This window comes from Paracoccus sp. MBLB3053 (assembly GCF_031822435.1).
GTDB lineage: Bacteria > Pseudomonadota > Alphaproteobacteria > Rhodobacterales > Rhodobacteraceae > Paracoccus > Paracoccus aurantius.
Genome location: NZ_JAVQLW010000001.1, coordinates 790521 through 815787, shown reverse-complemented (window position 1 = coordinate 815787; position 25267 = coordinate 790521). Strand labels below are relative to the sequence as shown.

The 25267-nt window shown below is 62.8% G+C and carries 23 protein-coding genes; 13 read left to right on the top strand and 10 right to left on the bottom strand.

Going from position 1 to position 25267, the window contains the following annotated elements; translation table 11 throughout:
- Nucleotides 1–66: 66 nt before the first annotated feature.
- The 9 genes from RGQ15_RS04095 to RGQ15_RS04055 all read right to left on the bottom strand — a co-directional run bounded on the left by RGQ15_RS04095 (nucleotide 67) and on the right by RGQ15_RS04055 (nucleotide 10064).
- A complete protein-coding gene (locus tag RGQ15_RS04095; RefSeq protein WP_311158954.1) occupies nucleotides 67–684 on the bottom strand; it encodes a glycosyltransferase family 29 protein in 618 nt (205 codons plus the stop codon).
- Nucleotides 681–1727 carry a glycosyltransferase family 4 protein gene (locus tag RGQ15_RS04090; RefSeq protein ID WP_311158953.1) on the bottom strand — a complete coding sequence of 349 codons (1047 nt, stop codon included), beginning with the start codon at nucleotides 1725–1727 and terminating at the stop codon, nucleotides 681–683. Before RGQ15_RS04090 ends, RGQ15_RS04095 begins: the two co-directional genes overlap by 4 nt.
- Complete coding sequence (locus RGQ15_RS04085; RefSeq protein ID WP_311158951.1) at nucleotides 1720–2913, bottom strand: MFS transporter; 1194 nt, start codon at nucleotides 2911–2913, stop codon at nucleotides 1720–1722. The genes RGQ15_RS04090 and RGQ15_RS04085 overlap by 8 nt, the downstream gene beginning before the upstream one ends.
- Nucleotides 2914–2962: 49 nt before the next feature.
- Nucleotides 2963–4228 (bottom strand): MFS transporter, encoded by a 1266-nt coding sequence (locus RGQ15_RS04080; protein ID WP_311158950.1) that lies wholly within the window; start codon nucleotides 4226–4228, stop codon nucleotides 2963–2965.
- A 72-nt stretch (nucleotides 4229–4300) separates the two neighbouring features.
- Nucleotides 4301–5503 carry a TIGR03862 family flavoprotein gene (locus RGQ15_RS04075; protein WP_311158949.1) on the bottom strand — a complete coding sequence of 401 codons (1203 nt, stop codon included), beginning with the start codon at nucleotides 5501–5503 and terminating at the stop codon, nucleotides 4301–4303.
- Nucleotides 5500–6528, bottom strand: coding sequence for a DNA polymerase III subunit delta (gene holA / locus RGQ15_RS04070; RefSeq protein ID WP_311158948.1), 1029 nt, complete (start codon nucleotides 6526–6528; stop codon nucleotides 5500–5502). Before holA ends, RGQ15_RS04075 begins: the two co-directional genes overlap by 4 nt.
- Nucleotides 6525–7010 (bottom strand): LPS assembly lipoprotein LptE, encoded by a 486-nt coding sequence (gene lptE / locus RGQ15_RS04065; RefSeq protein WP_311158947.1) that lies wholly within the window; start codon nucleotides 7008–7010, stop codon nucleotides 6525–6527. The genes holA and lptE overlap by 4 nt, the downstream gene beginning before the upstream one ends.
- Complete coding sequence (gene leuS, locus RGQ15_RS04060; RefSeq protein WP_311158946.1) at nucleotides 6997–9534, bottom strand: leucine--tRNA ligase; 2538 nt, start codon at nucleotides 9532–9534, stop codon at nucleotides 6997–6999. Before leuS ends, lptE begins: the two co-directional genes overlap by 14 nt.
- A gap of 80 nt (nucleotides 9535–9614) precedes the next feature.
- Entirely contained in the window at nucleotides 9615–10064 is a 450-nt protein-coding gene (locus RGQ15_RS04055) for a DUF3576 domain-containing protein (protein ID WP_311158945.1), read from the bottom strand.
- Nucleotides 10065–10493: 429 nt separating this feature from the next.
- Here RGQ15_RS04055 and RGQ15_RS04050 point away from each other — a divergent pair, with 429 nt between their 5' ends.
- From RGQ15_RS04050 to RGQ15_RS04010, 9 genes are all read left to right on the top strand, one after another.
- Nucleotides 10494–11555 carry a porin gene (locus RGQ15_RS04050; protein WP_311158944.1) on the top strand — a complete coding sequence of 354 codons (1062 nt, stop codon included), beginning with the start codon at nucleotides 10494–10496 and terminating at the stop codon, nucleotides 11553–11555.
- A 69-nt stretch (nucleotides 11556–11624) separates the two neighbouring features.
- Nucleotides 11625–12278 carry a YggS family pyridoxal phosphate-dependent enzyme gene (locus tag RGQ15_RS04045; protein ID WP_311158943.1) on the top strand — a complete coding sequence of 218 codons (654 nt, stop codon included), beginning with the start codon at nucleotides 11625–11627 and terminating at the stop codon, nucleotides 12276–12278.
- 113 nt (nucleotides 12279–12391) lie between these two features.
- Nucleotides 12392–13123 (top strand): calcium-binding protein, encoded by a 732-nt coding sequence (locus RGQ15_RS04040; RefSeq protein ID WP_311158942.1) that lies wholly within the window; start codon nucleotides 12392–12394, stop codon nucleotides 13121–13123.
- Nucleotides 13081–13296 carry a hypothetical protein gene (locus RGQ15_RS04035; RefSeq protein WP_311158941.1) on the top strand — a complete coding sequence of 72 codons (216 nt, stop codon included), beginning with the start codon at nucleotides 13081–13083 and terminating at the stop codon, nucleotides 13294–13296. The genes RGQ15_RS04040 and RGQ15_RS04035 overlap by 43 nt, the downstream gene beginning before the upstream one ends.
- Before the next feature lie 152 nt (nucleotides 13297–13448).
- The gene (gene rpsO, locus RGQ15_RS04030; RefSeq protein ID WP_134682217.1) at nucleotides 13449–13718 is read left to right on the top strand and encodes a 30S ribosomal protein S15; all 270 of its coding nucleotides are present in this window, start codon (nucleotides 13449–13451) and stop codon (nucleotides 13716–13718) included.
- 256 nt (nucleotides 13719–13974) lie between these two features.
- Nucleotides 13975–14337 carry a hypothetical protein gene (locus RGQ15_RS04025; protein ID WP_311158940.1) on the top strand — a complete coding sequence of 121 codons (363 nt, stop codon included), beginning with the start codon at nucleotides 13975–13977 and terminating at the stop codon, nucleotides 14335–14337.
- Between the two features lie 318 nt (nucleotides 14338–14655).
- Nucleotides 14656–16107: a sodium/proline symporter PutP gene (gene putP / locus RGQ15_RS04020; protein ID WP_311158939.1), complete on the top strand. Its 1452-nt coding sequence runs from the start codon at nucleotides 14656–14658 to the stop codon at nucleotides 16105–16107.
- A 246-nt stretch (nucleotides 16108–16353) separates the two neighbouring features.
- Entirely contained in the window at nucleotides 16354–18498 is a 2145-nt protein-coding gene (gene pnp, locus RGQ15_RS04015) for a polyribonucleotide nucleotidyltransferase (RefSeq protein ID WP_311158938.1), read from the top strand.
- An 89-nt stretch (nucleotides 18499–18587) separates the two neighbouring features.
- Nucleotides 18588–19358: a hypothetical protein gene (locus tag RGQ15_RS04010; RefSeq protein WP_311158937.1), complete on the top strand. Its 771-nt coding sequence runs from the start codon at nucleotides 18588–18590 to the stop codon at nucleotides 19356–19358.
- 33 nt (nucleotides 19359–19391) lie between these two features.
- Here the strand turns inward: RGQ15_RS04010 and RGQ15_RS04005 are convergent, their stop codons facing one another.
- Entirely contained in the window at nucleotides 19392–20048 is a 657-nt protein-coding gene (locus RGQ15_RS04005) for a peroxiredoxin (RefSeq protein WP_311158935.1), read from the bottom strand.
- A 186-nt stretch (nucleotides 20049–20234) separates the two neighbouring features.
- Here RGQ15_RS04005 and RGQ15_RS04000 point away from each other — a divergent pair, with 186 nt between their 5' ends.
- From RGQ15_RS04000 to RGQ15_RS03985, 4 genes are all read left to right on the top strand, one after another.
- Complete coding sequence (locus tag RGQ15_RS04000; protein ID WP_311161027.1) at nucleotides 20235–21677, top strand: aldehyde dehydrogenase family protein; 1443 nt, start codon at nucleotides 20235–20237, stop codon at nucleotides 21675–21677.
- Between the two features lie 98 nt (nucleotides 21678–21775).
- Nucleotides 21776–22669, top strand: coding sequence for a sugar kinase (locus RGQ15_RS03995; protein ID WP_311158934.1), 894 nt, complete (start codon nucleotides 21776–21778; stop codon nucleotides 22667–22669).
- 133 nt (nucleotides 22670–22802) lie between these two features.
- Nucleotides 22803–23849 (top strand): ABC transporter ATP-binding protein, encoded by a 1047-nt coding sequence (locus RGQ15_RS03990; RefSeq protein WP_311158933.1) that lies wholly within the window; start codon nucleotides 22803–22805, stop codon nucleotides 23847–23849.
- A 79-nt stretch (nucleotides 23850–23928) separates the two neighbouring features.
- Nucleotides 23929–25242, top strand: a complete 1314-nt coding sequence (locus RGQ15_RS03985; RefSeq protein WP_311158932.1) for an ABC transporter substrate-binding protein — start codon at nucleotides 23929–23931, stop codon at nucleotides 25240–25242.
- Nucleotides 25243–25267 lie beyond the last annotated feature (25 nt).

Here is a 25267-nt window from a genome sequence, read left to right as displayed (position 1 = left end):
CCTCATGTAAAGACGCCGCGATATAGGGCAGGATCGCGGAAAACGAAAGCAGATTTCTGACGTTGTTCAGCGAATGTGCATGATGCGTTTGTCGTTTTTATGTAAATTTGCCACCCATTCCGCCTCATTGCCGAAATCGTGCGGCACTTTGTCTGCGGTGCGACTTCCGGAGAGCGAGAGCGAAGCGAAGAAATCGAAGCCGTAGAGGCGGAGCCTTGTCATTTTCGAGCGCGAGATCAGCTCGATGAGCAGGGCGCCCGTCGTGGGCGGGGCGTGCAGATCGGTTTTCAGGGCGGCATAATCGGCCAGCGGATGAAGATAGAAGCCAGGGCTGTTGGCGGATTGCCAATCCAGCCTCTTGCGCTTGTGCGACATCCACAGGATGCGGCCCGGGCGAATGCGCGCACGCTCCTCCCTGCCAAGCGCCACCGCGAGCCCCAGCCAGTCGGTGCGCGTGCCATGGCTTTCCGGATGAGGCATCGGGGCGCGATTGATCCGAATGACCAGATCAGCGGCGTCGATGGCCTGGCCATGGCGAGAACCGGCAAGCGCGCGGGCATTTCCAACCAAGGCGACATCCTTGCCGGCGAGTTCGGCCATGAGTTCGGATTGGGGAACGGACAGGCGTTGCAGCGCGGCTTCGTCCCTGATCGTGCGCCTGACCAGAAAACCCAGCCGGTTCATGCAAGCAGCTTTCGATACACGTCCACGATTGCTCGTGCCTCTCCCTCGATCGCGTGATTGGCCTCGACATGGTTGCGTGCGGCGGCTCCTGCCGCCTGCCGGGCCTCGTCATTGTCGAACCAATGAGCCAGTGCGTTGGTCAGGGCGTCGATATCTTCGCGCGGGATCAGGCTGCCTGTCTCGCCGTCCCGGATGAGGGTTTCAAAGGCGCCTACGCGGGCGGCGACAACGGGAACACCGCAAGCCATCGCCTCAAGCGGTGTAAGCCCGAAACCTTCCCATCGCGCGGGTGCGGCAAACAGGTCGATTGCCTGGTAATTCTCGACGACCCGTTCCCAGGGCACTTCCCCCAGAAAGCAGATGCGATCGGAAAGCCCGGCAGCCGCGATCCGAGCCTTGAGATCATCGGTGAATTTCTGGTTATCCGCCGTGACCCGGCCAGTGAAAATCAACCGTGCCCGTGGCCGCGCCGGGAAAAGGCGCAGCGCTGCCTCGACTAGCAGGTCGACGCCCTTCTGGGCCCGGACGCGTCCGAAACAGCCAATCACGATGTCGTCCGGGGCAAAACCCAATCGGGCACGAATTTTCTCGCGCTCGGGCGAAGGGTGAAAGATCCCAAGGTCGACCCCGTGCAGGATAACCGTGGCGGGGCGCTCGAGATAGCTTGCCGCCTGCGGCGAGGTGGCGATCACCTCGTCCTGCTGCCGGATCAACCAGCGGGTGAAGCCGGTATGCGCGCGCTGCGCGGCGGATGTGAAAAGCAGCTTGTAGCGGCGGCGCAAGAGGCGGCGCAGGATCAGGCCAAGGGCCATTTCGGTATTGCGGCGCGCGTGCCAGACTCGCCAGCGCTTTCCTGACAGGCCCGCCGCGCGCCTCAGCGTGATATGGGGCAGGGTTTCGGGCAGACCGGGCCCCGTCGTCACGATCCCGATCATGCTGGACTGGATCGGGATCAGGCGCACGACGGTTGCGGTGACACCAGACAGGCGGCGCTTGAGATTGGGGGCAACGACCTCGATCCGGTCGTCGGGCAGTTCAGGCATCGGGCGCCTCTGGGGTCAGGAAGTAAAGAACGAACCCTATCGTAAGCGGAATGAGAAAGAACAGGAACAGGTCGGAATAGGCCTCGGCGGCGCCCTGCCCCTTGATGGCCGCCCGATAGACGGGTCGCGATGCGAACTGAAGAACCCCGGCCCCGCCGATTGAAAACATGTTGAGAAAGGTCACGCCCCGGCCGACCAGATGCGGCGGAAGGAACGCGCGCCCATGCGCCATCAGCAGGGTATAGGATGCGCCCGATAGGCCGACGAGGGCGAGCAGGCCGACTGATAGCCCGATGCTTTGCGCGGGCAGCAGCCACAATCCGGCCATGACGACGACAGCGCCGCCATTGAAGATCAGCGCCGTGCTGCGGAGCGAACGCAACGCCGTCGCAAGTGGACCGACCAGAAAGCTGCCCAGAACCATTGCGATGCCCATGGCCAGCGTTGCGCGACCGATCAGAAACTCGGAGGCGTCATGAACCTGCGCGAGATAGGGTCCGGCCCAAAGCCCGCGGATCGCCGCAGATGCCGCATAGTTGACCGAGAAGAGCGGCAGGATGAACCACAAGGCCCGCAGCTTCAGAATCTCTGCCAGAGAACCGCGTGGGGAACTGCCGCCCAGTTCCTCGGGGTCGCGCACCAGTGCCGTGATGGCCAAGGCCACGGCCAGCGTCGCCGCCGCGAGCCACCAAAGCGTGCTGCGCCAGCCCATCGCCTCGATCACCCAGACAAGAGGTGCCGCGCCCAGAATGTTGCCGAGCGATCCGAAGCCCACGACCGCGCCTGCAAGCGTGCCGAAGATTGCTGCCGGATAGGTTCTCGCAAAGATATAATAGCTTCCCATCAGGGCCGGTGCGCAACCGATCCCCAGAAGGCCAAGCGACAGGTGCAGATGCCAGGGCGCCGAGGCCAGCGCAAACACTGCCGCCCCACCTGCCCCGCCAAGCGCAAGAAGCGAGGCAACGGTCAGCCGAGGTCCGAACCGGTCGAGCGACCAGCCGATCGGGATCTGCATGGCGGCGAAAGTGATGAACCACATGCCCGAACTGATCGCCAGATCATCAGGCCCTGCGCCCAGTTCGGTTTTCAGGACCGGTGAAAGCACGGCGAGGAAAGCACGATAGAACTGGCTCAGCATATAGGCCAGGATCAGGCTGATGATCCCGCCGGACAGAAGTGCTCGCATGATTTCCCCCCTCGCGGCGGGGTGAAGCTGCGTCAGCCCGGCAGGAAGTTCAAGACGCGACGCCCGAAGGATGGGCAGTCGGAATCCGCAGTGGCGCCTCGCGTACCGGCAGATGGATGAGCGCGCTGATTGCGCCGACACCGACGCCGACCCACCACACCATCGTGTAATCTCCGTAGATGTCGTACATCTTGCCACCCAGCCAGACCCCGAGGAACGAGCCGAGCTGGTGGCTGAGGAAGACGAAGCCGTAAAGCGTCCCCATGTAGCGCAGCCCGTAGATATGCGCGACCAGCCCCGAGGTCAGCGGCACCGTGGCCAGCCACAGCGCCCCCATCACCAAAGAGAAGATGATGACGCTGGTCGGCGTTATCGGCATCAGGATGAAAGTGGCCGCCGCGATCGTCCGCAGAGCATAGATTCCGGCCAGCAGGTATTTCTTGGTGTAGCGCTTGCCGAGCCAGCCGGCAAAGATCGCTCCTGCGATGTTGGCCATGCCGATCAGCGAGATGGCCGCGGCACCAAGGGCCGAGGTGGTGGTGATGCCTATGCTCGCCAATGTGCCCATCGGGCTGATCGGGCCGCATATCTCGGTGATCATTGCGGGGAAATGAGCGGTGATGAAGGCAAGCTGGTATCCGCAGGAAAAGAAGCCCACGAAGATCATCAGATAGGACGGATCGGTAAAGGCGCGCCTAAGAACGGTGCCCATGCTTTCGTCGAGCTCGTGCTTCGTGGCCGGGCGACCACCCCCCAGCATGGGCAGGAACAGCAGGCAGGCCAGAACGATGACGCCGAAGATGATGAAGACCGTCTGCCAAGGATAATGCGCAAGCAGAGCCTCGGCGAGAGGGGCGCCAAAGACCTGGCCGGCCGATCCCGCCGCCGTCGCAATGCCAAGGGCTAGGCTGCGATTTTCGTCGCTGGAGGCCCGGCCGATCACGGCCAGGATCACGCCAAAGCCGGTGCCGGCGACGCCGAAGCCGACCATGATCTCCAGCAGCTGCATGGAAGCGGGCGAGGTTGCATAGGCCGTCAGGATCAGGCCCGCCGAATAAAGGAAGGCGCCGATGATGATCGACCAGCGATCGCCCCAGCGTTCCCCCAGGGCTCCGAAGATCGGCTGACCGATGCCCCATGCAAGGTTCTGGATGGCGATGGCAAGGCTGAATTCCGTCCTTGGCCAGCCGAATTCCTGAGCGATCGGAATCTGGAATACGCCAAAACTGGCCCGCAGGGCAAAGTTGATCAACAGGATCAGCGAGCCGCCGATCAGCACCGGCGTAAACAGGGACGAGCGGGTGGCTGGAGTCATGACGGTCTCCGTGGTATGGAAGCCTCATTCCTGCTCCCGCGCCGGGTCGACGTCAATGCCCACTCTGCGGGATCAGTGCCGCGCGCCGAGATAGGCGGCGGCGCCCTGCCCGGCCAGCCTGCCCGAGGCAAGGCAGGTCGTCAGCAGGTAACCCCCGGTCGGCGCTTCCCAGTCGAGCATTTCTCCTGCGGCGAAGACGCCCGGCAGGTCGCGCAATTCCAGCGTCTCGGTCACGCTCTGGGCCGTGATGCCCCCGGCCGAGGAAATGGCCCTTTCCAGCCCCATCGGCCCGTCATGGCGCAATGGCAGCGACTTTGCCCGCTGGGCCAGCGTCGCCGGATCGCCTGGCAATGGCTTGCCCCATTCCATCAACAGCGCGGCGCGCAGCGGGTCGCCAAGCACGCGTCGCAGCCGGTTTCCGACCGAAAGCTTGCCCGCAGCCGCAGAGAAGCGGCGCGCCAGTTCCACCTGGCCGAGGTCGGGCGCCAGGTCTATCCGCGCCTCCGCCCCGTCGCGCATGGCCGCGGCGACCTCGTAAAGCCCCCCGCCTTCGATTCCCCGCGCGGTGACGACCCATTCGCCGCGGCTGTGCAACTTGCCTGCCGACAAGGCGACGCCCTTGACCGCCTGTCCGAAATGGCGCGTCATCGCGGGCGACCAGCTTACCCGAAATCCCATATTCGCTGGTTGGAATGGAGCGACCGAAACACCGCGCTCTTCAAGCCAGGGGACCCAGGCTGCGTCTGATCCCAGCCTTGGCCAGCTAGCCCCGCCAAGCGCGATCACGGTCACGGCGGGCCGCAACAGCACGATGCCTTCGGGTGTCTCGAACCGGAAGTCCCGGTCTTCGAAGCCGAGCCAGCGCCAGCGCGTGCGCAGTTCGACGCCAAGGCCTCGCAAGCGCGCCAACCATGCCCGCAGCATGGGCGAGCCCTTCATGCCGACCGGAAAGACCCGGCCTGTCGACCCGATGAAAAGCTCGACCCCCAGCCCTCTCGTCCATGCCATGATCTGGGCGGGACCGGTTTCATGCAGCCCAAGGCAGCCGGGGGAATGGGCCAACCCGCCCTGAAGACGCGATCGGAATGCATCCGGGCTTTCGTCCTTGGTCAGGTTCAGCCCGGACTTGCCGGCCATCAGAAACTTGCGCGCAGGGGTCGGCATGGCCTCGGCGATCACCACCCTGACACCACGCCTGGCAAGGGTCTCGGCTGCCATGAGCCCGGCAGGTCCGGCGCCGATCACCAGCGCCTCGACCCTTTCCACTGGGGTCATCTTCCGCCCCGGGGCATCATGCACAGGCGCAGCAGCATGCGCTCCATGACGGCCATTGGTGGCGCCTTGGACGAGGATCGCAGGACAAGATCGGTATCGATCAGCTGGTGGATCGCGTCTTCGAGCGCGTGCATTCCCCAGTCCTGGGCTTGGCGCATCATGCGGTCGCGACGCGGGCCAAATACCGGGGGCCGGAGTTTCGCGATTCCTGCCCCTGGCCCGCCGGGGTCCGAAGAGGCGGCGTGCAGGGCACGGAAATGGCGCAGTGCCGCGATGCAAAGCGTGACCGGGGCGATACCCTGCCCTTCTATCCTTCGCATCAAAGGACCAAATTCGCGCGCCCGCCGTTCGGCTACGCAATCTACCAGATCGTCGACCTCGGCCTCGATGGTCGCGGGCGCCAGAAGCGCGATCTCTTCGGGGGTAAGCAGGGTTTCGTCGCCATGCTTGTAGAGCCCGATCTTCTCGACCGTCTGTCGGAAATCGCCGGGGTCGAGTGCGCGGCTCAGCGAGATCAGGTCACGCATCGCGTCGCGGGGCACCTCGCGCAGGCCCGCCGCGCTCAGCCAGCGGGTTATCTCGTCCTCTCCGGGCGGATCGTCGTAGATCGGCGTCGTCACCGCTGCGGGATGCGGTTCGAACAGCTTGCGCAGGGCCGAGCCCTTGGAAAGCCCGCCCGCCGCCACGACAATGACCGCATCTCCGGCGCGCCACTCGGCAATCGCGGATGCTACGGCAGGGGCACTGGCATCAGGTGCGTCATCGACCAGGACAACGCGCTGGCCGGGAAAGAAGCCGACCGCCTTCACCGCATCCAGCAGGGCGGCCGGGTCCTTGCGCAACTCGGCCCCGGGCAGGCGCGTCAGGCGCATTTCCTCTTCGGCGCCGTCTCCGACGAGCGCCTTGACCGCCTCGGCGCGCTTCAGCGCAACGCGCATCGCGTCCTGTCCATAGATCAGCAAGGCCGGCCGCGTCGGGTCGGGGCGCGACAGGTAGCGACCAATCTCTGGGCCTTTCAGGATCATTCGACGGTCGAGGGTTCTAGGGCGAGCAGCCTGTTCACGACCTGATCGGCCAGCAGCCGGGCGAGACGCTCATGCGCGTCCTGTTCCGCCGCCATTGTGGCGATGGTCGTGCCGGTCGTCGAATAGGAGGTGAAGCTGCTGACCTGCCCCCGCGCCACAGTCCGCCGGGTATCAATATCGGTCAGCAGATATTCCGCGCTTCCGTTGAGCGCATAGCGTGTCGTGATCTCATCGGGGGTAATCGCCTGGGGCACGACTGCGATGCGCAATTGCCAACCAAGTTCGTAAGTTGCAGCACCTTCGGGGCCAAGCCGCTCGGCAATCCTGCCGGCAAAGGCAAAGTCATCCGGAGTCTCGGGATCGGCGGTCCGGATCTTGCCGAAGAGCTTGCCGCCGGTTCCCCCCGGCCCATAGACCGGGGAAAAGCCGCAGGCGGCCAGCGCCAGCGAGCCGAGCAGGAACGCGCGCCTAGACCACGACATTGACGATGCGGCCCGGCACGACGATGAGCTTTTTCGGGGCCGAGCCGTCCATGAACTTCTGGACGGTTTCATCGGCCAGTACGATCGCCTCGATCTCTTCCTTGCTCATGTCCTTGGGCACCTCGATCTCTGCCCGGCGCTTGCCGTTGATCTGGATGGGCAGCACCACGCTGTCCGAAACCAGCATCGCAGGGTCCGCCTCGGGCCAGGCGGCGTCGACCACCATGCCCTGACCGCCGGCTTTCGACCAGACCTCTTCGGCAAGGTGTGGAACCATCGGCGCGAGCAGTTGCGCAAGGATGCGCAGCACTTCACGCTTGGACTCTCCGCCCGCTTTCGATTTCCCGATTGCGTTGGCCAGTTCGTAGAGTTTCGCAACGGCCTTGTTGAAGGCAAAGCCTTCGATTGCCTTTGTCACATCGGCAATCGCGCGATGAGCGCTGCGCAGCAGGTCCTGATCGGCATTGCCTTCGCCAACCTCGTCCGACAGGCGCCAGACCCGCGACAGGAACTTGTTCGCGGCCTCGGCCCCGGCGGCGGTCCATTCCACGTCGCGCTCGGGCGGGCTGTCCGAAAGCATGAACCAGCGTGCGGTATCGGCGCCGAAATTCTCGACGATGTTGACCGGGTCGACGACGTTCTTCTTCGACTTCGACATCTTGGCCGAGGGGATGATCTCGACCGCGGTGCCGTCGGCGAGCTTCCCGTCGCTGACCGATTCCGGCAGGTGATAGACCGGGCGGCCGCGCTCGTCGCGGGTCATGTAGATCTCGTGCGTGACCATGCCTTGCGTGAACAGCGCGTCGAAGGGCTCCTTGGCGGAGTCCGGCAGGTGGCCGGTCTTGACCATGGCCCGGGCGAAGAAGCGCGAATAGAGCAGGTGCAGGATCGCATGCTCGATGCCGCCGATATACTGGTCGACATTCATCCAGTAATCCGCATCGGCGCGGTTCGTCGGCGTGCTCGCCTGAGGCGCGGTGAAGCGCGCGTAATACCACGAGGAATCGACGAAGGTGTCCATCGTGTCGGTCTCGCGGCGCGCGGCCTTGCCGCAGACCGGGCATTCGGTCTGGCGCCAGGTCGGGTGACGGTCCAGCGGGTTGCCCGGCACGTCGAAGGTCACGTCCTGCGGCAGCAGGACCGGCAGGTTCTCTTTCTTCTCGGGGACCGTGCCGCACCTGTCGCAATGCACGACCGGGATCGGGCAGCCCCAGTAGCGCTGGCGCGAGATGCCCCAGTCGCGCAGGCGGAACTTGGTCACGCCCTCGCCATAGCCCGAGGCCTCGGCATGCTGGATCGCAGCATCGACGGCGGCCTCGCCGGTCTGGTCGGCCGCGCCCGAGAAGCCGCGCACATAGCTCACGGTCTCGGATTTCAGCGGCACGAAGGGGGCCTCGGCGATCAGCGCGTCGGCCTCCTCCAGCGTCGCGCCCTTCGGCCCGAAGGTCGAGCGGATCGGCAACCCGTATTTGGTGGCGAATTCGTGGTCGCGCTCGTCATGGGCGGGGGAGCCGAAAATCGCGCCGGTGCCGTAATCCATCAGCACGAAATTCGCGATCCAGATCGGCAATTCCCAAGTCGGATCAAGCGGATGGCGCACGGTCAGGCCAGTGTCGAAGCCGAGCTTCGGCGCGGTTTCGATGGCTTCCTCGGTGGTGCCGATGCGGCGGCATTCGGCGCAGAATTCGGCGATCTCGGGGCGCTCGGCGGCCAGCGCCTTGATCAGCGGGTGATCGGGCGAAAGCGCGGCAAAGCTCGCGCCCATCAGCGTGTCGGGACGCGTGGTATAGACCTCGATCTGATCGAAGCCCGCCGGAGGGTTCACGATGTCGAAGCGGAATTGCAGCCCGCGCGACTTGCCGATCCAGTTCTGCTGCATCAGGCGGACCTTTTCCGGCCAACCGTTCAGATCGTCCAAGGCGGAGAGCAATTCATCGGAATAATCCGAGATGCGGAAGAACCATTGCGTCAGCTCGCGGCGCTCGACCAGCGCGCCCGAGCGCCAGCCGCGACCGTCCTCGACCTGCTCATTGGCCAGAACCGTCATGTCGACCGGGTCCCAGTTCACCATCGCCGATTTGCGATAGATCAGGCCGGCTTCGAGGAAATCGAGGAACATCGACTGCTGCTGATGGACATATTCATCGTCGCAGGTCGCGAATTCGCGGCTCCAGTCGATGGACAGGCCCAAAGGTTTCAGCTGCTCGCGCATGGTGGCGATATTGGCATAGGTCCAGTCGCGGGGATGACCGCCCTGCTCCATCGCGGCGTTCTCGGCGGGCATGCCAAAGGCGTCCCAGCCCATCGGATGCAGCACGCTGAAGCCTTGTGCGCGTTTGAAACGCGCGACCACATCGCCCATCGTGTAATTGCGCACATGCCCCATATGGATGCGCCCCGAAGGATAGGGGAACATCTCGAGGACGTAATATTTCGGCCTCTCGTCACGGATGGCGCGGAACGTATCCGCGTCATTCCACGCCTCTTGCCAGCGCGGCTCGCTGCTTGCGGGATCATAGGGCATGGAAACCTCCGGGCGTCAGATTGCCCGCGAGGTATTACAGATTGCCGGGACGCAGGTCCAGCCGGGTCAGCGCCAGCCCGTCAGAGATTGCCGTCGCGCACGCGCATCTGACGCGCGCGGGTCAGGATGGCGTCTTCGACGGCGCGCACCGTGTCTGGCGCCACGCTGCTGCCGCCAGCGCCCTGAAGCGACAGCTTGAGCGCGCGCGCGTCAAGCGACGGGTCGGTGATCTTGACTGTCGCGCGATAGCTGCGCCCGCCGCCGGGGGGCGTGCCATATCCTGTGACGATGACGCCGGTGAACGGGTCGATCGACTGGATCGGCAGGAAGTTCAGGACTTCGAGGCTGGCATTCCAGAGGTACTTGTTCACGGCAACGGTGTCATTCGCACTTCTGCGGTTGGCGAACAGATCCCAAAGCGTCGACTCGCGCTCGGCGGGTTGCCGCTGCGATTGCTGGCTGCCCGAACAGGCTGCGAGCCCCGCGACAAGTAGCAGGGTGGCGGTCAGCCGTGCGGCGCGTCTGGTCATCTGATGTCCCCCGGATCGTCCTTCGCCGAGCCATAGCGCAATTCTGTGCCAAGCGACAAGAGAGCGGGTGCAGGACGTGCGGCAGGCCGTATCGGTGCGGTCGCGAAAAAGCAGCAAGACCCGTGGTGCAGCAGCGCATCGGGCGATACCGGGCAGGCGCGCCTACCATTGCGTGCATGCCGCCCTCCAAGCTCGCTTCAAATGATCCGACGGGGTCGAATATCGTGACCGATTAAAGATTTGGTCCGGTTCCTGCGGCGTCGCTTGGCGTGCTCACGAAAGGGTGTGGCTCATGTGCATCACAGGGTTTGTGAAAGGGAAAGTGCAGGCCTGAATTCGTTGCAATGCTTCTGTGAACGCGCGACACACCCACCATACCTCAGGCTGGTCAACCGGTCGGGGCACACGAGAGAGACAAGAGGGAAAACCATGAAAAAGGTTCTTTTCGCCACCACCGCGCTGGTGATGACGGCTGGCGTGGCCGCCGCTGAAGTCGCCTTGACCGGCACCGGCCGCATGGGTGTGATCTATGACGGCAACGACGCTCAGTTCTCGAGCCGTCTGCGCGCCATCTTCACCATGACCGGTGAAAGCGATGCCGGCCTTTCGTTCGGCGGCTCGATCCGTGCGGACAACTCCGCATCGGGCAACCAGGGTGTTGCTGGCTCGGTCTATGTTTCGGGCACCTATGGCAAGCTCGAAATGGGCGACGTCGTTTCGGCTTCGGAAGCAGCCGTCGGCGACCTGCCGTCGGTCGGCTACACCGATGGTGGCTTCGCTGGCGACCTCGAAGAGATTTCGTACCTGACCGGCGACGGTGCGAACCTCGACCAGGGTCCGAACATCCTGTACCAATACTCGATCAACAACATCTCGTTGTTTGCCTCGGCTTCGGACGGCAGCGACCGTCGTTGGTTCACCACCACCGGCGCGAACGACAACGTCGTGTGTGAATTCGACCCGGAAAGCGGCATCACCGATTGCGAAACCGTTTCGGATGACGATCTGGCTTGGTCGCTTGCTGCCAACTACGAAGCCGAAAACTTCATGGTTGGTCTGGGCTACGCCAAGCAGGGCGACGCTGAAGAGTGGACCCTGGGTGGTAAAGCCAGCTTCAACAACTTCGCCGTCACCGCGATCTATGCCGACTACTCCGATCGTAACTCGATCTCGTTCGGCGGCGACGATGCGACCGGCAACTTCGTTGACGACCTGACCCTGAGCTCGGAGAACTACGAGCTGGGCAAGACCTGGGGCCTGGGCGCTGAGTACCAGATGGACGCGATCCGCGTCGCCGGTTTCTGGCGTCGTGACGAGCTGCGCACCACCTCGACTGGTGATGCAGCCGGCTACGGTGACCGCGACATGGACAGCTACGGCATCGGTGCCGACTACGACCTGGGCGGCGGCGCCACCCTGTCGGGCGGTATCGTCGACAGCGACTGGCTGAACGACACTGTCGCCGACATGGGCGTCAAGTTCAAATTCTGATCCTTCGGGAAATGGAATTGACGAAGAGCGGGCCTTGTGCCCGCTCTTTTCTTTTGGGATTTTGTCACCATGGGACTGGATCAGATCAAGGGCCGCATCGCAGCGGCCGAAACCGCCGCCGGCCGCGCCAATGGCGAGGTCAGGCTGATTGCCGTCAGCAAGGTCCAGCCGGCCGAGCGCGTCGAAAGGGTGCTTGCAACCGGTCAGCGCATCTTCGGCGAAAACTACGTTCAGGAGGCGGCCGGGAAATGGCCGGCCTGGCGCGAGCAATACCGCGGTGTGGAACTCCATATGATCGGGCCATTGCAGACCAACAAGGTAAAGCCCGCGCTTGATCTTTTCGACGCGATCCACACCTTGGATCGACCGTCTCTGGCGCAGAAACTGGCGCGGCAGGTGCAGGATCGCGGCTCGTGTCCGCAATTGTTCGTTCAGGTCAATACCGGCGCCGAGCCTCAGAAGGCCGGAATTCTGCCCGATGCAGCAGATGACTTCATCCGCGAATGTCTTGCGCTTGATCTGACGTTGGCAGGGCTGATGTGCATCCCGCCCGAGGATCAGGATTCGCGGCCGCATTTCATCGAATTGCGTGGGATTGCCCGTCGCAATGGGTTGAAGGGTTTGTCGATGGGCATGAGTTCGGATTTTGAGGTGGCGATCGCCGAAGGGGCGACGCATGTCCGCGTCGGCAGCGCGATCTTCGGGGCGAGATCTTATCTCTGAGCCGCGCGGAAGCGATCCACAGCGGTTAACTCAGATTCGGCAAATCGAATGCGCTGGATGCAACCTCAGGTTAATCTTCTGTTCACGGTTGAAGATTCTTCTGGGTAATTGACATGCTGATTCTGGGCAGTTTGGTTGGCCTTTTGTTCATGGGGCTTGCGATCCACGGCGGATCGGAAGACGCGAACCACGATGCGGAAACTGATGAAGACAGTCCCCCTGAGGCACCAGACATGCCCGACGAGGATGGGGAGACAGCGCCGGTTCTGGTTCGGCTGGGGACCAGTGGCTCGGACTGGCTTGCGGGCGGCGATGGAGACGACCTGCTCGAAGGCTATGAAGGCAATGACGATCTGCATGGCGGGCTTGGCAACGACAGCCTGTTCGGTGGCAGGGGCGACGACTGGCTTTATGGCGATGGTGATTACGGCCTGCCGGGGGATGATCTGCTTGACGGGGGCGAGGGTGACGATTTCCTTGCGGGGCAGGGCGGGAACGACACGCTGCGCGGTGGACCGGGCAATGACACCTTGTTCGGCGGCGAGGGGGATGATCTGCTGGAAGGCGGCGATGGGGACGACCTGCTCTCGGGGAATTCCGGAAATGACACACTGATTGCTGGGTCCGGTCTTGACGATCTTGACGGGGGCAGCGGCGATGATCTGTTGATCGGATCGCGCAGCCCGGATGAGGCCTGGCTGCATGGGGGGATGGGCAGGACACTCTTGAACCCTATGCAGGGGATTTTGCCGAGGGCGGCGCGGGACAGGACCTGTTCCGGTTGGACCTGCCCGGAGCCCCGGTGCCCATCATCGGTGACTATGACCCCGCCGAAGACCGGATAGAGCTGATCTGGCGCGGGACGGAAGATGCCCCGGTGCCGCTGGTCGAGATCGAGCATGCCGATGACGGCTCTGCGCTGATCCGGATGGACGGCGAGGCAATGGCACGCGTGTTGAACGGGGCGGGGCTGCGTGCCGAGGATATCCTGCTGCGACGGGTTCCCGCCTTGGGTTGAGCCGGAGGGCAACGAATTCTCTTTCAATTCCCGTGGATTTCGCCTATATGCGCCCATCTTCCGGACCGAATCCGGAAAGATTTCTCCACGGGCCTGAGCTGGACGACATCCCGGCCAGAGCCATAACCCTTTGATCCTGAAAGGAGACCCCGATGTCGATCACTGTCGAGGAAAAGAACCGCGTGATGACCGAATTCGCGACCAAGAAAGGCGACACCGGTTCGCCCGAGGTCCAGGTCGCCATCCTGTCGTCGCGCATCGCGACCCTGACCGAGCACTTCAAGACCCACAAGAAAGACAACCATTCGCGTCGTGGTCTGCTGAAGCTGGTTGCACAGCGCCGCAAGCTGCTGGACTACCTGAAGCGCAAGGAAGAAGCCCGCTACACGGCTCTGATCGCCAAGCTGGGTCTGCGTCGCTAAGTCAAGCCGGCTACAGTCTTTTTGACACGACGCCCGTGGCGAAAGCCGCGGGCGTTTTCCTTTTGCGTCTGACGCTTGTGCTTGCCAGGGGTTCTGAAGAATCGCAGGCGCCCGGTTCAAGAAGCAGCTTCGATCCAGGCGAATAATTCGTTAACGGGAATCAATTTTGTCTGTTATGTTTGCGCCAGCGCGGATTCGCGCAGTTTTTTAACTTGTATTTGCAACATCACTTTCGAGATTACGAAAGGATCGAGAAATGACGTTAACGATTGCCCGTGCCGCCATTTTGGCGGCTATTGTCGCATATCCTGCATGTGCGGATACCGGCCAAACATCTGCGAACATCATGGCCATGGGCGCCGAGATCCTGAACAAGGCGATGACGCAGGGCGGCTATACAAATGTGAAGGACAACTACTGGTGGAATGCCGTCGAGCGTGACTGCTTGTATGTGCCGGCGAGCAATGATCGCGCGATGGCCGTCATGGTCGTGAAGCCGACGATCTGCAGTCTGGCGGCGCGCGGCAAGACCGGGCCGGGCGCGGGTTGCCCGATAGGCACGCATGAGGCCGAGTTCGATCTCTATCCAGATTGTGGCCGGATCATGGCGGGTCGCTGAGGGTGGAGGCCGGCCGCTTCGGCTGTCGGCCTCATGTCTGACTGGCGCGCAATGCAGCGTAACTTCGGTCTTCGGCGAAGCATGATTTGGGGTGATCCGGACTGATTCCCCAAGCGTCACGCGACGTGAAACCCGCCGTGGCGGCTAAGCTGAATCGTCCAAAATCCGCATTTTCGTGAGATTTTGGCATCTTTGGACCGTCCGAATTAGACGATCAGACCATTTGATCTTTTTGCGTATCCCCATCGCAAGATTTTGCTTCCTTCAATGTCGATTCCGTGAAAAAGCCGCGCCCTTGAATCACAAGGGGATGAGCTCATGCAAACGGGAGTCTGGGTCAGCCTGTCGATCTATTTCCTGATGATGATCGGCATCGGCATTTATGCTTGGCGAAAATCGACGTCGAACTCGGAGGAATACATTCTTGGTGGGCGTGGTCTGTCGCCCGCGGTAACCGCGCTTTCTGCCGGCGCCTCGGACATGAGCGGCTGGCTGTTGCTGGGCCTTCCCGGCGCGCTGTTCGTGGCCGGTCTTTCGCAGGCTTGGATCGGCATCGGTCTGGTCATCGGGGCCTGGTTGAACTGGATGATCGTCGCACCTCGGCTGCGCGAGCAGACCGAGCGTTACGACAACAGCCTGACCATTCCGGGCTTCCTCGGCGCCCGTTTCCCAAGCCGGGCGCGTCTGCTTCGCATGGTTTCTGCGGTCATCATCGTGGTGTTCTTTGCGGTCTACACCGCCTCGGGCCTGGTCGGTGGCGGCAAGCTGTTCGCAAGCGCCTTTGGTGGTGATTACATGACCGGCGTCGCGCTGACGCTCGGGATCGTGCTGATTTACACGGTGATCGGCGGCTTTCTTGCCGTGAGCCTCACGGATTTCGTCCAGGGTTGCATCATGATGCTGGCTCTGGTGATCATGCCGATCGTGATCCTGACTTCTGACGGCGGGCAGGGTATCGGCGCAGCAGCTGAACGCCTGACGGCGATCGACCCGCAGTTCCTGTCGCTTTCCAAAGGCGTCACCGCACTTGGCTGGATTTCCGCCATGGCCTGGGGGCTTGGCTATTTCGGACAGCCGCATATCATCGTTCGCTTCATGGCGATCCGCAGCGTCGACGACGTGCCGACCGCCCGCAAGATCGGCATGTCCTGGATGATCGTTTCGCTCATCGGCGCAATCTCGGTCGGCGTTTTCGGCCGTGCCTATGCGGACCGCATCGGGCTCGACGTCGCCGATGCCGAAACGATCTTCATCCTGCTGTCGGACCTGCTGTTCCATCCGCTGGTCACAGGCTTCCTGTATGCGGCGCTGCTGGCGGCGATCATGTCGACGGTGTCGAGCCAGCTTCTGGTCGCTTCGTCCTCGCTCACCGAGGACATCTACCGCACCGTGCTGAAGCGCGGAGCTTCGGATCGCGAGCTGGTCAATGTCGGCCGTCTCGCGGTTCTGGCAGTCGGTATCGTGGCGCTTGTCATCGCGAGCGACCCGAATTCGCAGGTGCTGGGATTGGTGGCAAATGCCTGGGCCGGTTTCGGCGCGGCCTTTGGCCCGCTGATCATCCTGTCGCTGACCTGGAAGCGCATGACCGGCGCAGGTGCCGTGGCGGGACTGATCGTCGGTGCGGTGACCGTGATCCTCTGGATTGCCCTGGGGCTCAGCAGCACGATCTACGAGATCGTGCCGGGCTTTGTCGCCTCGTTCATCGCGATCGTTCTGGTCAGCCTTGCGACCGCCGATCAGGGCGAATTCCGCCAGCGCGAACTGGCCTGATATCGGTTCGCAGCGAAATTCTGGAAGCGTCCGCCCTTGAAATGGGGCGGGCGTTTTCGCATTTCGATGGGGCCGGGCCAACGGGCAAGGCACTTTCCAAAATCCGCGTTTTGCTGTATGCCCCGTCCATCTGTGACGTGACGCCCTTGCCCCGGGGGCCATGCAAAGGATCGGGGAAGGCGGCAATGGGGCCGCCATATGACACGGGACGCGACCGGAGGGCCGGCCGTTACCAGAGGAAACCAGATGTTTGATGAAGTGAAAAAATCCATCCAGTGGGGCGAGGAAACGCTCACGCTGGAAACGGGCAAGGTTGCCCGCCAGGCCGATGGCTCGGTCATCGCCACGCTCGGCGAAACCAGCGTCATGGCCAACGTCACTTTCGCGAAAGAACCGAAACCGGGGCAGGACTTCTTCCCGCTGACGGTGCACTACCAAGAGAAATACTATGCCGCCGGCAAAGTGCCGGGCGGCTTTTTCAAGCGTGAAGCGCGGCCGACCGAAAAAGAGACGCTGACCGCCCGCCTGATCGACCGTCCCTGCCGTCCGCTGTTCGCCCCCGGCTTCAAAAACGAAGTCCTGGTGATGTGCACCGTGCTGTCGCATGACCTGGTCAACGACCCCGATATCGTCGCGATGATCGCCGCCTCGGCCGCGCTGACCCTCTCGGGCGTGCCCTTCATGGGTCCGATCGGCGCAGCGCGCGTCGGTTTTTCGAACGGCCAATATGTTCTGAACCCCGAAGTTCAGGACATGGACCAGCTGCGCAACAATCCCGAACAGCGTCTCGACCTGGTCGTCGCCGGCACCAAGGACGCCGTGATGATGGTCGAATCGGAAGCCTACGAGCTGACCGAGGAAGAAATGCTGGGCGCCGTGAAATTCGGCCATGACGCGATGCAGCCGGTGATCGACCTGATCATCGACCTGGCCGAAGCCGCCGCGAAAGAGCCCTTCGACTTCCAGTCGCCGGATTACAGCGAGCTTTATGCCCGCGTGAAATCGCTGGGTGAGGCTGACATGCGCGCCGCCTATGCAATCCGCGACAAGAGCGAACGTCAGGATGCAGTCGCCGCCGCGAAAGCCAAGGTCAAGGAAGCCCTGACCGAGGAAGAGCTGCTCGACGTTAATCTGGGCTCTGCGCTGAAGAAGCTTGAATCGGGCATCCTGCGCGGTGACATCATCAACGGTGGCGCCCGCATCGACGGTCGCGACACCAAGACCGTCCGCGCCATCGACAGCGAAGTCGGCGTTCTGCCGCGCACCCACGGCTCGTCGCTGTTCACCCGTGGCGAAACCCAGGCGCTGGTCGTGACCACGCTTGGCACCGGCGATGACGAACAGATCATCGACGCGCTGCACGGCAACTTCCGTTCGAACTTCCTGCTGCATTACAACTTCCCGCCCTATTCGGTCGGTGAGGTTGGTCGCGTGGGTTCGCCCGGCCGCCGCGAAATCGGCCACGGCAAGCTGGCTTGGCGCGCGCTGCAAGCGGTTCTGCCGGCTGCCACCGATTTCCCCTATACCATCCGCGTCGTGTCCGAGATCACCGAGTCGAATGGCTCCTCCTCTATGGCTTCGGTCTGCGGCGGGTCGCTGTCGATGATGGATGCAGGCGTTCCGCTCAAGGCTCCGGTCGCCGGCGTCGCCATGGGCCTCATCCTTGAGGATGACGGCAAATACGCCGTTCTGACCGACATCCTGGGCGACGAGGATCACCTCGGCGATATGGACTTCAAGGTCGCGGGAACCGAGAACGGCATCACCAGCCTTCAGATGGACATCAAGGTTGCGGGCATCACCCCGGCAATCATGGAACAGGCCCTGGCGCAAGCCAAGGACGGCCGGATGCACATCCTGGGCGAAATGTCGAAAGCCCTGACCGAGGGTCGTCGCGAGTTCAGCGCCCATGCCCCGCGCATCGAGACGATGACGATCCCGACCGACAAGATCCGTGAAGTGATCGGCTCGGGTGGCAAGGTCATCCGCGAGATCGTGGAAACCTCGGGTGCGAAGGTCGACATCAATGACGACGGCGTCATCAAGATCGCTTCGGCCAATGCCGACTCGATCAAGAAGGCTTACGACATGATCTACTCGATCGTGGCCGAGCCGGAAGAGGGCAAGATCTATATCGGCAAGGTCGTGAAGCTCGTCGATTTCGGCGCCTTCGTGAACTTCTTCGGCAAGCGCGACGGCCTGGTCCACGTGTCCCAGATCGCCAACAAGCGCCTGACCCATCCGAACGAGGTTCTGAAAGAGGGCCAAGAGGTCAAGGTCAAGCTTCTGGGCTTCGACGATCGCGGCAAGGTCCGCCTCGGCATGAAGATGGTCGATCAGGAGACCGGCGAAGAAATCGCCCCCGAGAAGAAAGAAGAAACCGCCGAGTGATCGGCCTGACTTCTTGAAATTGCAGACCGGCCCGGAGATGCTTCGGGCCGGTCTTTTCATAGGGCCTGATGGCATGGAGGAGCGGTTCGGTGAGCACGAAGGGACTTTTGCTGTCCGCAGCGCAATCTCTTCCCGGCTTCATGCGTTCATCCGTGAACAAACTGCTGCTGAGAAGGCTGCAATGCGACTACAGCCTTTCCCCCGAGGAATTTCGCAACAAGAAGATCCTGATCATCGGTCCCGCGCGAACCGTCGAGGATGACCTGATCGAAATCGACCCGACGCACTACGACCTCGTCGTGAAGATGAATAACGGGCTGGATACGCCGGTTGCTTGCAAGGGTCTGGACCCCATGCGCTGCGATATCCTGTTCCATTGCCTGACCAAGGACGCGCGACCGGTCACGCAGCCCAAGCTGGAAAAGGCGAAGGTGGAATTGATCGTTCATCGAACTCCCAAGCGCAGCGGGTTCCTGAATACGCTTGTGGCCGCCCAGAACTTCGCGTCCTGCCGCGTCAGGAACATTCCCTGCACGAGCTACGAGGAACTTAGCGCCAAGCTCGGGGGCGCGTCGCCGTCCACGGGTCTGGTGTGCGCCCAGTTCTTCCTGCGATCGCCCGCCGATGAGGTGGCGATCGCGGGCTTCACCTTTTCGACGACCGCCTATCAGTGCGGCTATGACGATGCCGTGACCTCGGACAAGGCGGCAATCTGCCGGATCGAGCGCAAGGGGCACCACGCCCCGCGGCTGGAGGCGGGGTTGCTGGCCGATCTTGTCGAGGCAGAACGCAAGTCCGGGAAAGTGGTCGTATTGGGCAGGAACATGATCTTAGCCATGAGACAACACGGCGCCATTTAGGGCAGGGGTCGTGAGCCCCTGCCACCACAATTTTCAGGCTGGGTCCTTGGCGTAGCGCAGATAGGGCAGCTTCTTTTCCAGCGTTCCGTATTTCTCTTCGGCGCTCGCATCGTCCAGGGCCAGTGCCACGATCACGTCCTGGCCCGGAACCCAGTTCGCCGGGGTCGCCAGCGGCACGCCATCGGTCTTGCGCACAGCGTCAAGCGCGCGAAGGATCTCGGCGAAGTTGCGCCCGACCGACATGGGATAGGTCATGGTCAGGCGGATCTTCTTGTCCGGTCCAATGATGAAGACGGTGCGTACGGTCGCGGAATGGGCGGGTGTGCGACCTTCGGTCGGCAGGTAGAACTCGGCCGGAAGCATGTCATATGCCTTGGCGACGTTCAGCGAGGTGTCGTCGATGATGGCAAAGTTTGCCGGGACCCCTGCGACCTTCTCGATATCGGATTTCCACTTCGCGTGATCCTCGACGGAATCGACCGAGACGCCCAGCACCTTGGTATTGCGTTTCTCGAATGCCGGCGCGAGTTGGGCGACCGCACCGAACTCGGTCGTGCAGACCGGCGTGAAATCGCGCGGATGCGAGAAGAGGATCGCATAGCTGTCACCGATCCAGTCATGGAAGCTGATCCGGCCTTCGGTCGAATCGGCCGAGAAATCGGGGGCAGTGTCGTTGATGCGCAGGGACATGGTGAAGTCCTTTCGAGTTAGAGCCGCACCGACAACATATGCATCCCGCGTGATCTTTCTAGCGCGACTTTCCCTCTCCGGCTTGAGGCCATTGATCGGCCGGGGGGCGATCGAGGCACTTGAAGCCCGGATCATGCGGTGCCACCTTGCCGCCCAGACAAAGAAAGGGGGCCGATCATGAGCGATCTGGCGGATAAGCGAAACTTCTACATCAACGGCGCATGGGTTGCGCCGGCCAAGGCGAATGACCTCGATGTGATCGATCCCTCGACCGAAGAGCCGGTCGCGGTGATCTCGCTCGGCGATCAGGCCGATACGGATGCCGCCGTGGCCGCCGCCAAGGCCGCATTCCCGGCATGGTCGGCCACTTCGCCGGCCGAGCGGCTGGCCCATGTCGAAAAGATCCTCGAGGTCTACAAGCGCCGTCAGGCCGATATGGGCAAGGCGATCGAGGACGAGATGGGCGCGCCGCATGACATGGCGATCGAGGATCAGGCCGGTTGCGGGATCTCTCACATCGAGAACTTCATCGAGGCCTTCCGCGAATTCGAATTCATCCGTCCGCTGGGTGAGCACGCACCGGGCGCGATGGTGGCGTGGGAATCGATCGGTGTCGTCGGCCTGATCACGCCTTGGAACTGGCCGATGAACCAGGTCACGCTGAAGGTGATCCCGGCCATCCTTGCGGGCAACACGGTCGTGCTGAAGCCCAGCGAGATCGCGCCGCTTTCCTCGATCGTCTTTGCCGAGATCGTGGATGAGGCCGGGCTTCCCAAGGGCGTCTTCAACCTGGTGAATGGCGACGGCATGGGCGTCGGCACGCAGCTTTCCACCCATCCCGATGTCGAAATGATCTCGTTCACCGGTTCGACTCGCGCGGGTATTGCGATCACCAAGGCAGCAGCGGATTCGCTGAAGAAGGTTGCGCTGGAACTGGGCGGCAAGGGCGCGAACCTGGTTTTTGCCGATGCCGATGAAAAGGCGGTGATCCGTGGCGCCCGGCACTGTTTTTACAATTCGGGCCAAAGCTGCAACGCGCCGACCCGGATGCTGGTCGAACGCTCCTTTTATGAAACGGCCGTCGAGCAGGCCAGGAAGGTGGCCGAGGAAACCGAGGTCGCGACTGCGCATCAGCCGGGTCGGCATATCGGCCCGGTGGTTTCGAAACTGCAATGGGACAAGATCCAGGACCTGATCCAGGCAGGCATCGACGAAGGCGCACGGCTGGTCGCGGGCGGTCCCGGCCTGCCCGAAGGTGTCAATCGGGGCTATTTCGTCCGCCCGACGGTCTTTGCCGATGTGACGAACGACATGACCATCGCGCGGCAGGAAATCTTTGGCCCGGTCCTGTCGATCATCCCCTTCGATACCGAAGAAGAGGCGCTCGAGATCGCAAATGACACGATCTACGGCCTGACGAACTACGTCCAGACGCAGGACGGCGCGCGCCGCAACCGTCTCGCTCGCCAGTTGCGCGCGGGCATGGTCGAAACGAACGGCCAGAGCCGCGGGCGTGGTTCGGCATTCGGCGGCGTCAAAGCCTCGGGCCGGGCGCGTGAAGGTGGCGTCTGGGGGCTCGAAGAGTTCATGGACAGCAAGCAGATCAGTGGCTGGGACGTCGATGCCTGATCGGGCATGACATCCATCTGGGGCCGCCGGGAAACCGACGGCCCTTTTCATTTCGCGCTTTCCCGCTAAGTTGCGGCACGCAGGAAAAGGGGGCGCGAATGCGGGTCGTATCGGTCGGGGAATGCATGGTCGAATTGTCGGGCGCGGGGCAGGGGCTCTGGCGTCAGGCCTTTGCTGGCGACACGTTCAACACCGCATGGTATCTGCGTGCCCTGATGCCCGCCAAGGCACGGGTCGATTACCTGACCTGCGTGGGACAGGATGCGATCTCGTCCGCGATGCTCGATTTCATTTCGGGTGCGGGGATCGGGACCGAGTGCATCACGCGCCATCCCACGCGGGCGCCGGGTCTTTACATGATTGACCTGAAAGATGGCGAGCGCAGCTTTACCTATTGGCGCGACAGCTCGGCCGCGCGATGCCTTGCGGATGATCCCGAACATCTGGCGCGCTGCTTTCAGGATGCTGATCTGGTCTATTTCTCGGGGATCACGCTTGCAATCCTGACGCCTGAGCGGCGCGAGGTTTTGCTATCGGCGATGGAAGCCGCGCCAGCCAAGGTGGCCTTTGACAGCAACATGCGGCTGCGGCTGTGGTCGGGCACGGACGAGATGCGCGACTGGATCATGAAGGGCGCGGCGGTCGCCGATATCGCGCTGCCGAGCTTCGATGAAGAGGCCCAGTATTTCGGCGATGCGACCCCCCGCGCCACCGCCGAACGTTACCAGGAGGCAGGGGTGGAAGAAATCCTCGTCAAGAATGGCGGCGATGACATGCTGGCCCGCACCCCCGAGGGCGAGTGGATTGACCTGCCCTGCGGCGAGCGCATCAGGCCGGTCGACACGACGGGGGCCGGCGACAGCTTCAACGGCGTTTATCTTTCGGCGCGACTGGAAGGGGCGTCCATGGCTGATGCAGTCGCGCGCGGACATGCCACCGCCAGTCGCGTGATCCAGCATCCCGGTGCCCTGATTCCGCGCGACGCACTCTAGACTGGCAGCGTATACATTAAGGCTGAGCACCAGGGCCGCAGTCCTTTCGATACATCACCAACAAAAGGCTTGATCGAAATCGGGCTTCCTGCGAGCCTGCCCCCCAATGGATACCTTTGGGAGGAGGGATCGCATGGCCTCGGTGACTATCCGCGAGGTAAGGAAATCCTACGGCGCGGTCGAGGTGATGCATGGCGTCTCGGTCGATATCGACGAGGGGGAGTTCGTCGTTCTGGTCGGCCCTTCAGGATGCGGCAAGTCCACGCTTCTGCGGATGCTTGCCGGGCTTGAGCATATCACATCCGGCGACATCATGATCGGGGAAAGGGTCGTGAACGATCTTCCCCCCAAGGATCGCGATATCGCGATGGTGTTTCAGAACTATGCGCTTTACCCGCATCTGACGGTGGCCGAGAACATGGGCTTTTCGCTGAAGCTCAAGGGAACGTCCCGCGCCGAGATCGAGGAACGGGTCAAGCCCGCGGCCGAGATCCTGGGTCTTGCGCATCTGCTGGATCGCTATCCGCGCCAGCTTTCGGGCGGGCAGCGCCAGCGCGTCGCCATGGGCCGCGCGATCGTGCGCGATCCTCAGGTCTTCCTGTTCGACGAACCGCTGTCGAACCTTGACGCCAAGCTGCGCGTCTCGATGCGGACAGAGATCAAGAACCTGCATCATCGGCTGAAGACGACGACGGTCTACGTGACGCATGACCAGATCGAAGCCATGACGATGGCCGACAAGATCGTCGTGATGCATGACGGCCGGGTCGAGCAGGTCGGCGCACCGCTCGAGCTTTATGACAAGCCCGCGAACCTGTTCGTCGCGGGCTTCATCGGCAGCCCTGCCATGAACATGATCGAAGGGCGGGCCGAGGCAGGCAGTTTCGTCGCCTCCGATGGTCAGCGCCTGCCTGTGCCCAAGGCGCCCGAGGGGCGCAAGCTGATCTACGGTGTCCGCCCCGAGGCCATTACGTTGGGCGGCGACATTCCCCTGACGATCGAGGTCACGGAACCGACCGGGGCCGAAACCTATGTCGTGGGCAGGCTGGGTGGCCAGGCGGTCACCTGCGTCTTCCGCGAACGCGTGACCGCCGGGCCGGATGAGGTGATCCATGTCGCTATCGATCCGACCGCCGTCCATCTTTTCGACGCTGACAGCGGGGTGCGCCTGACGGACTGACTGCCGGCTCGCGCCTTTCGGGGCGCGGGATGAACAAGGCCGCGAAACGGCCACATTGCACTTTGGGAGGAGTGAAGCAATGTCCATCGACCGCAGAAAGCTCTTGCAGGGCAGCGCCGCGCTAGCGGCGGGTGCCGTTCTGACCAGCCCCTTTATCCGGCCCGCGATGGCGCAGGCCGGGGGCATGATGTTCACCCCGGAGGAGGGCGCGAGCTTGCGCCTTTTGCGCTGGGTGCCCTTCGTGAAGGGCGAAGAAGAGGCCTGGAACGCGAATACCAAGGCCTTCACCGATGCTACCGGCGTCGAGGTTCGTATCGACCAGGAAAGCTGGGAGGATGTGCGACCCAAGGCCGCCGTCGCCGCCAATGTCGGCTCGGGTCCGGACATGGTGATGAGCTGGTTCGACGACCCGTTCCAATATCCCGACAAGCTGGTCGATGTGACCGATCTTTGCACCATGCTGGGTGAAAAGAATGGCGGCTGGTATGACGGTCTGCGCGGCTATGGTGAGCAGGACGGCAATTTCATCTCGACGCCGCTCTGCGCCATCGGCAACGCCGTATGCTACCGCGAAAGCCACATGAAGGCGGCGGGTTTCGACGAGTTCCCGACCGACACCGAAGGTTTCCTCGCGCTGTGCACGGCGATGAAGGAAAAGGGCACGCCCGCGGGCTTCCCGTTTGGCAAGGCTGTCGGTGACGGCAACAACTTTGCCCATTGGCTGCTCTGGAGCCATGGCGGCATGACCGTCAACGAGGCGGGTGAGGTCGCGATCAACAGCCCCGAAACCCTGGCCGCGATCGAATATGCCAAGAAGCTCTATGCGGTCTTCGTTCCGGGCACGGAAAGCTGGCTCGACATCAACAACAACCGTGCCTTCCTTGCCGGCGATATCTCGCTGACGGCGAATGGCGTGTCGCTTTACTACGCGGCCATCAAGGACGAGGCCACCAAGGCTCTTGCCGAGGATATCCGCACCCATACCCTGCCGATCGGTCCGGTAGGCAAGTCGGTCGAGTTGCACCAGACCTCGACCATCTCGATCTTCAAGCATTGCAAGTTCCCGAACGCTGCCAAGGCCTATCTCGAGTTCATGTATCAACCTGAACAGATGAACGCCTGGTTGACCGGCGCCAGCGCATATTGCTGTCAGGCGCTCAAGGCCTTTGCCGACAACCCGGTCTGGACCTCGAACCCGGTGCACGCGCCCTATGCCAAGGCCTCGGAATCGCTGCGTCCGAATGGCTATGCCGGTCCGCTGGGGCCGGCATCGGCAGGGGTCATGGCCGACTACGTCCTGGTCGACATGTTCGCCGAGGCCGTGACCGGCCAGCGCACCCCCGAGGAAGCCATCGCCAATGCCGAGCGCCGCATCGCGCGCTACTACCGCTGAGCCTGCGGGGCGCCCTTGTGGCGCC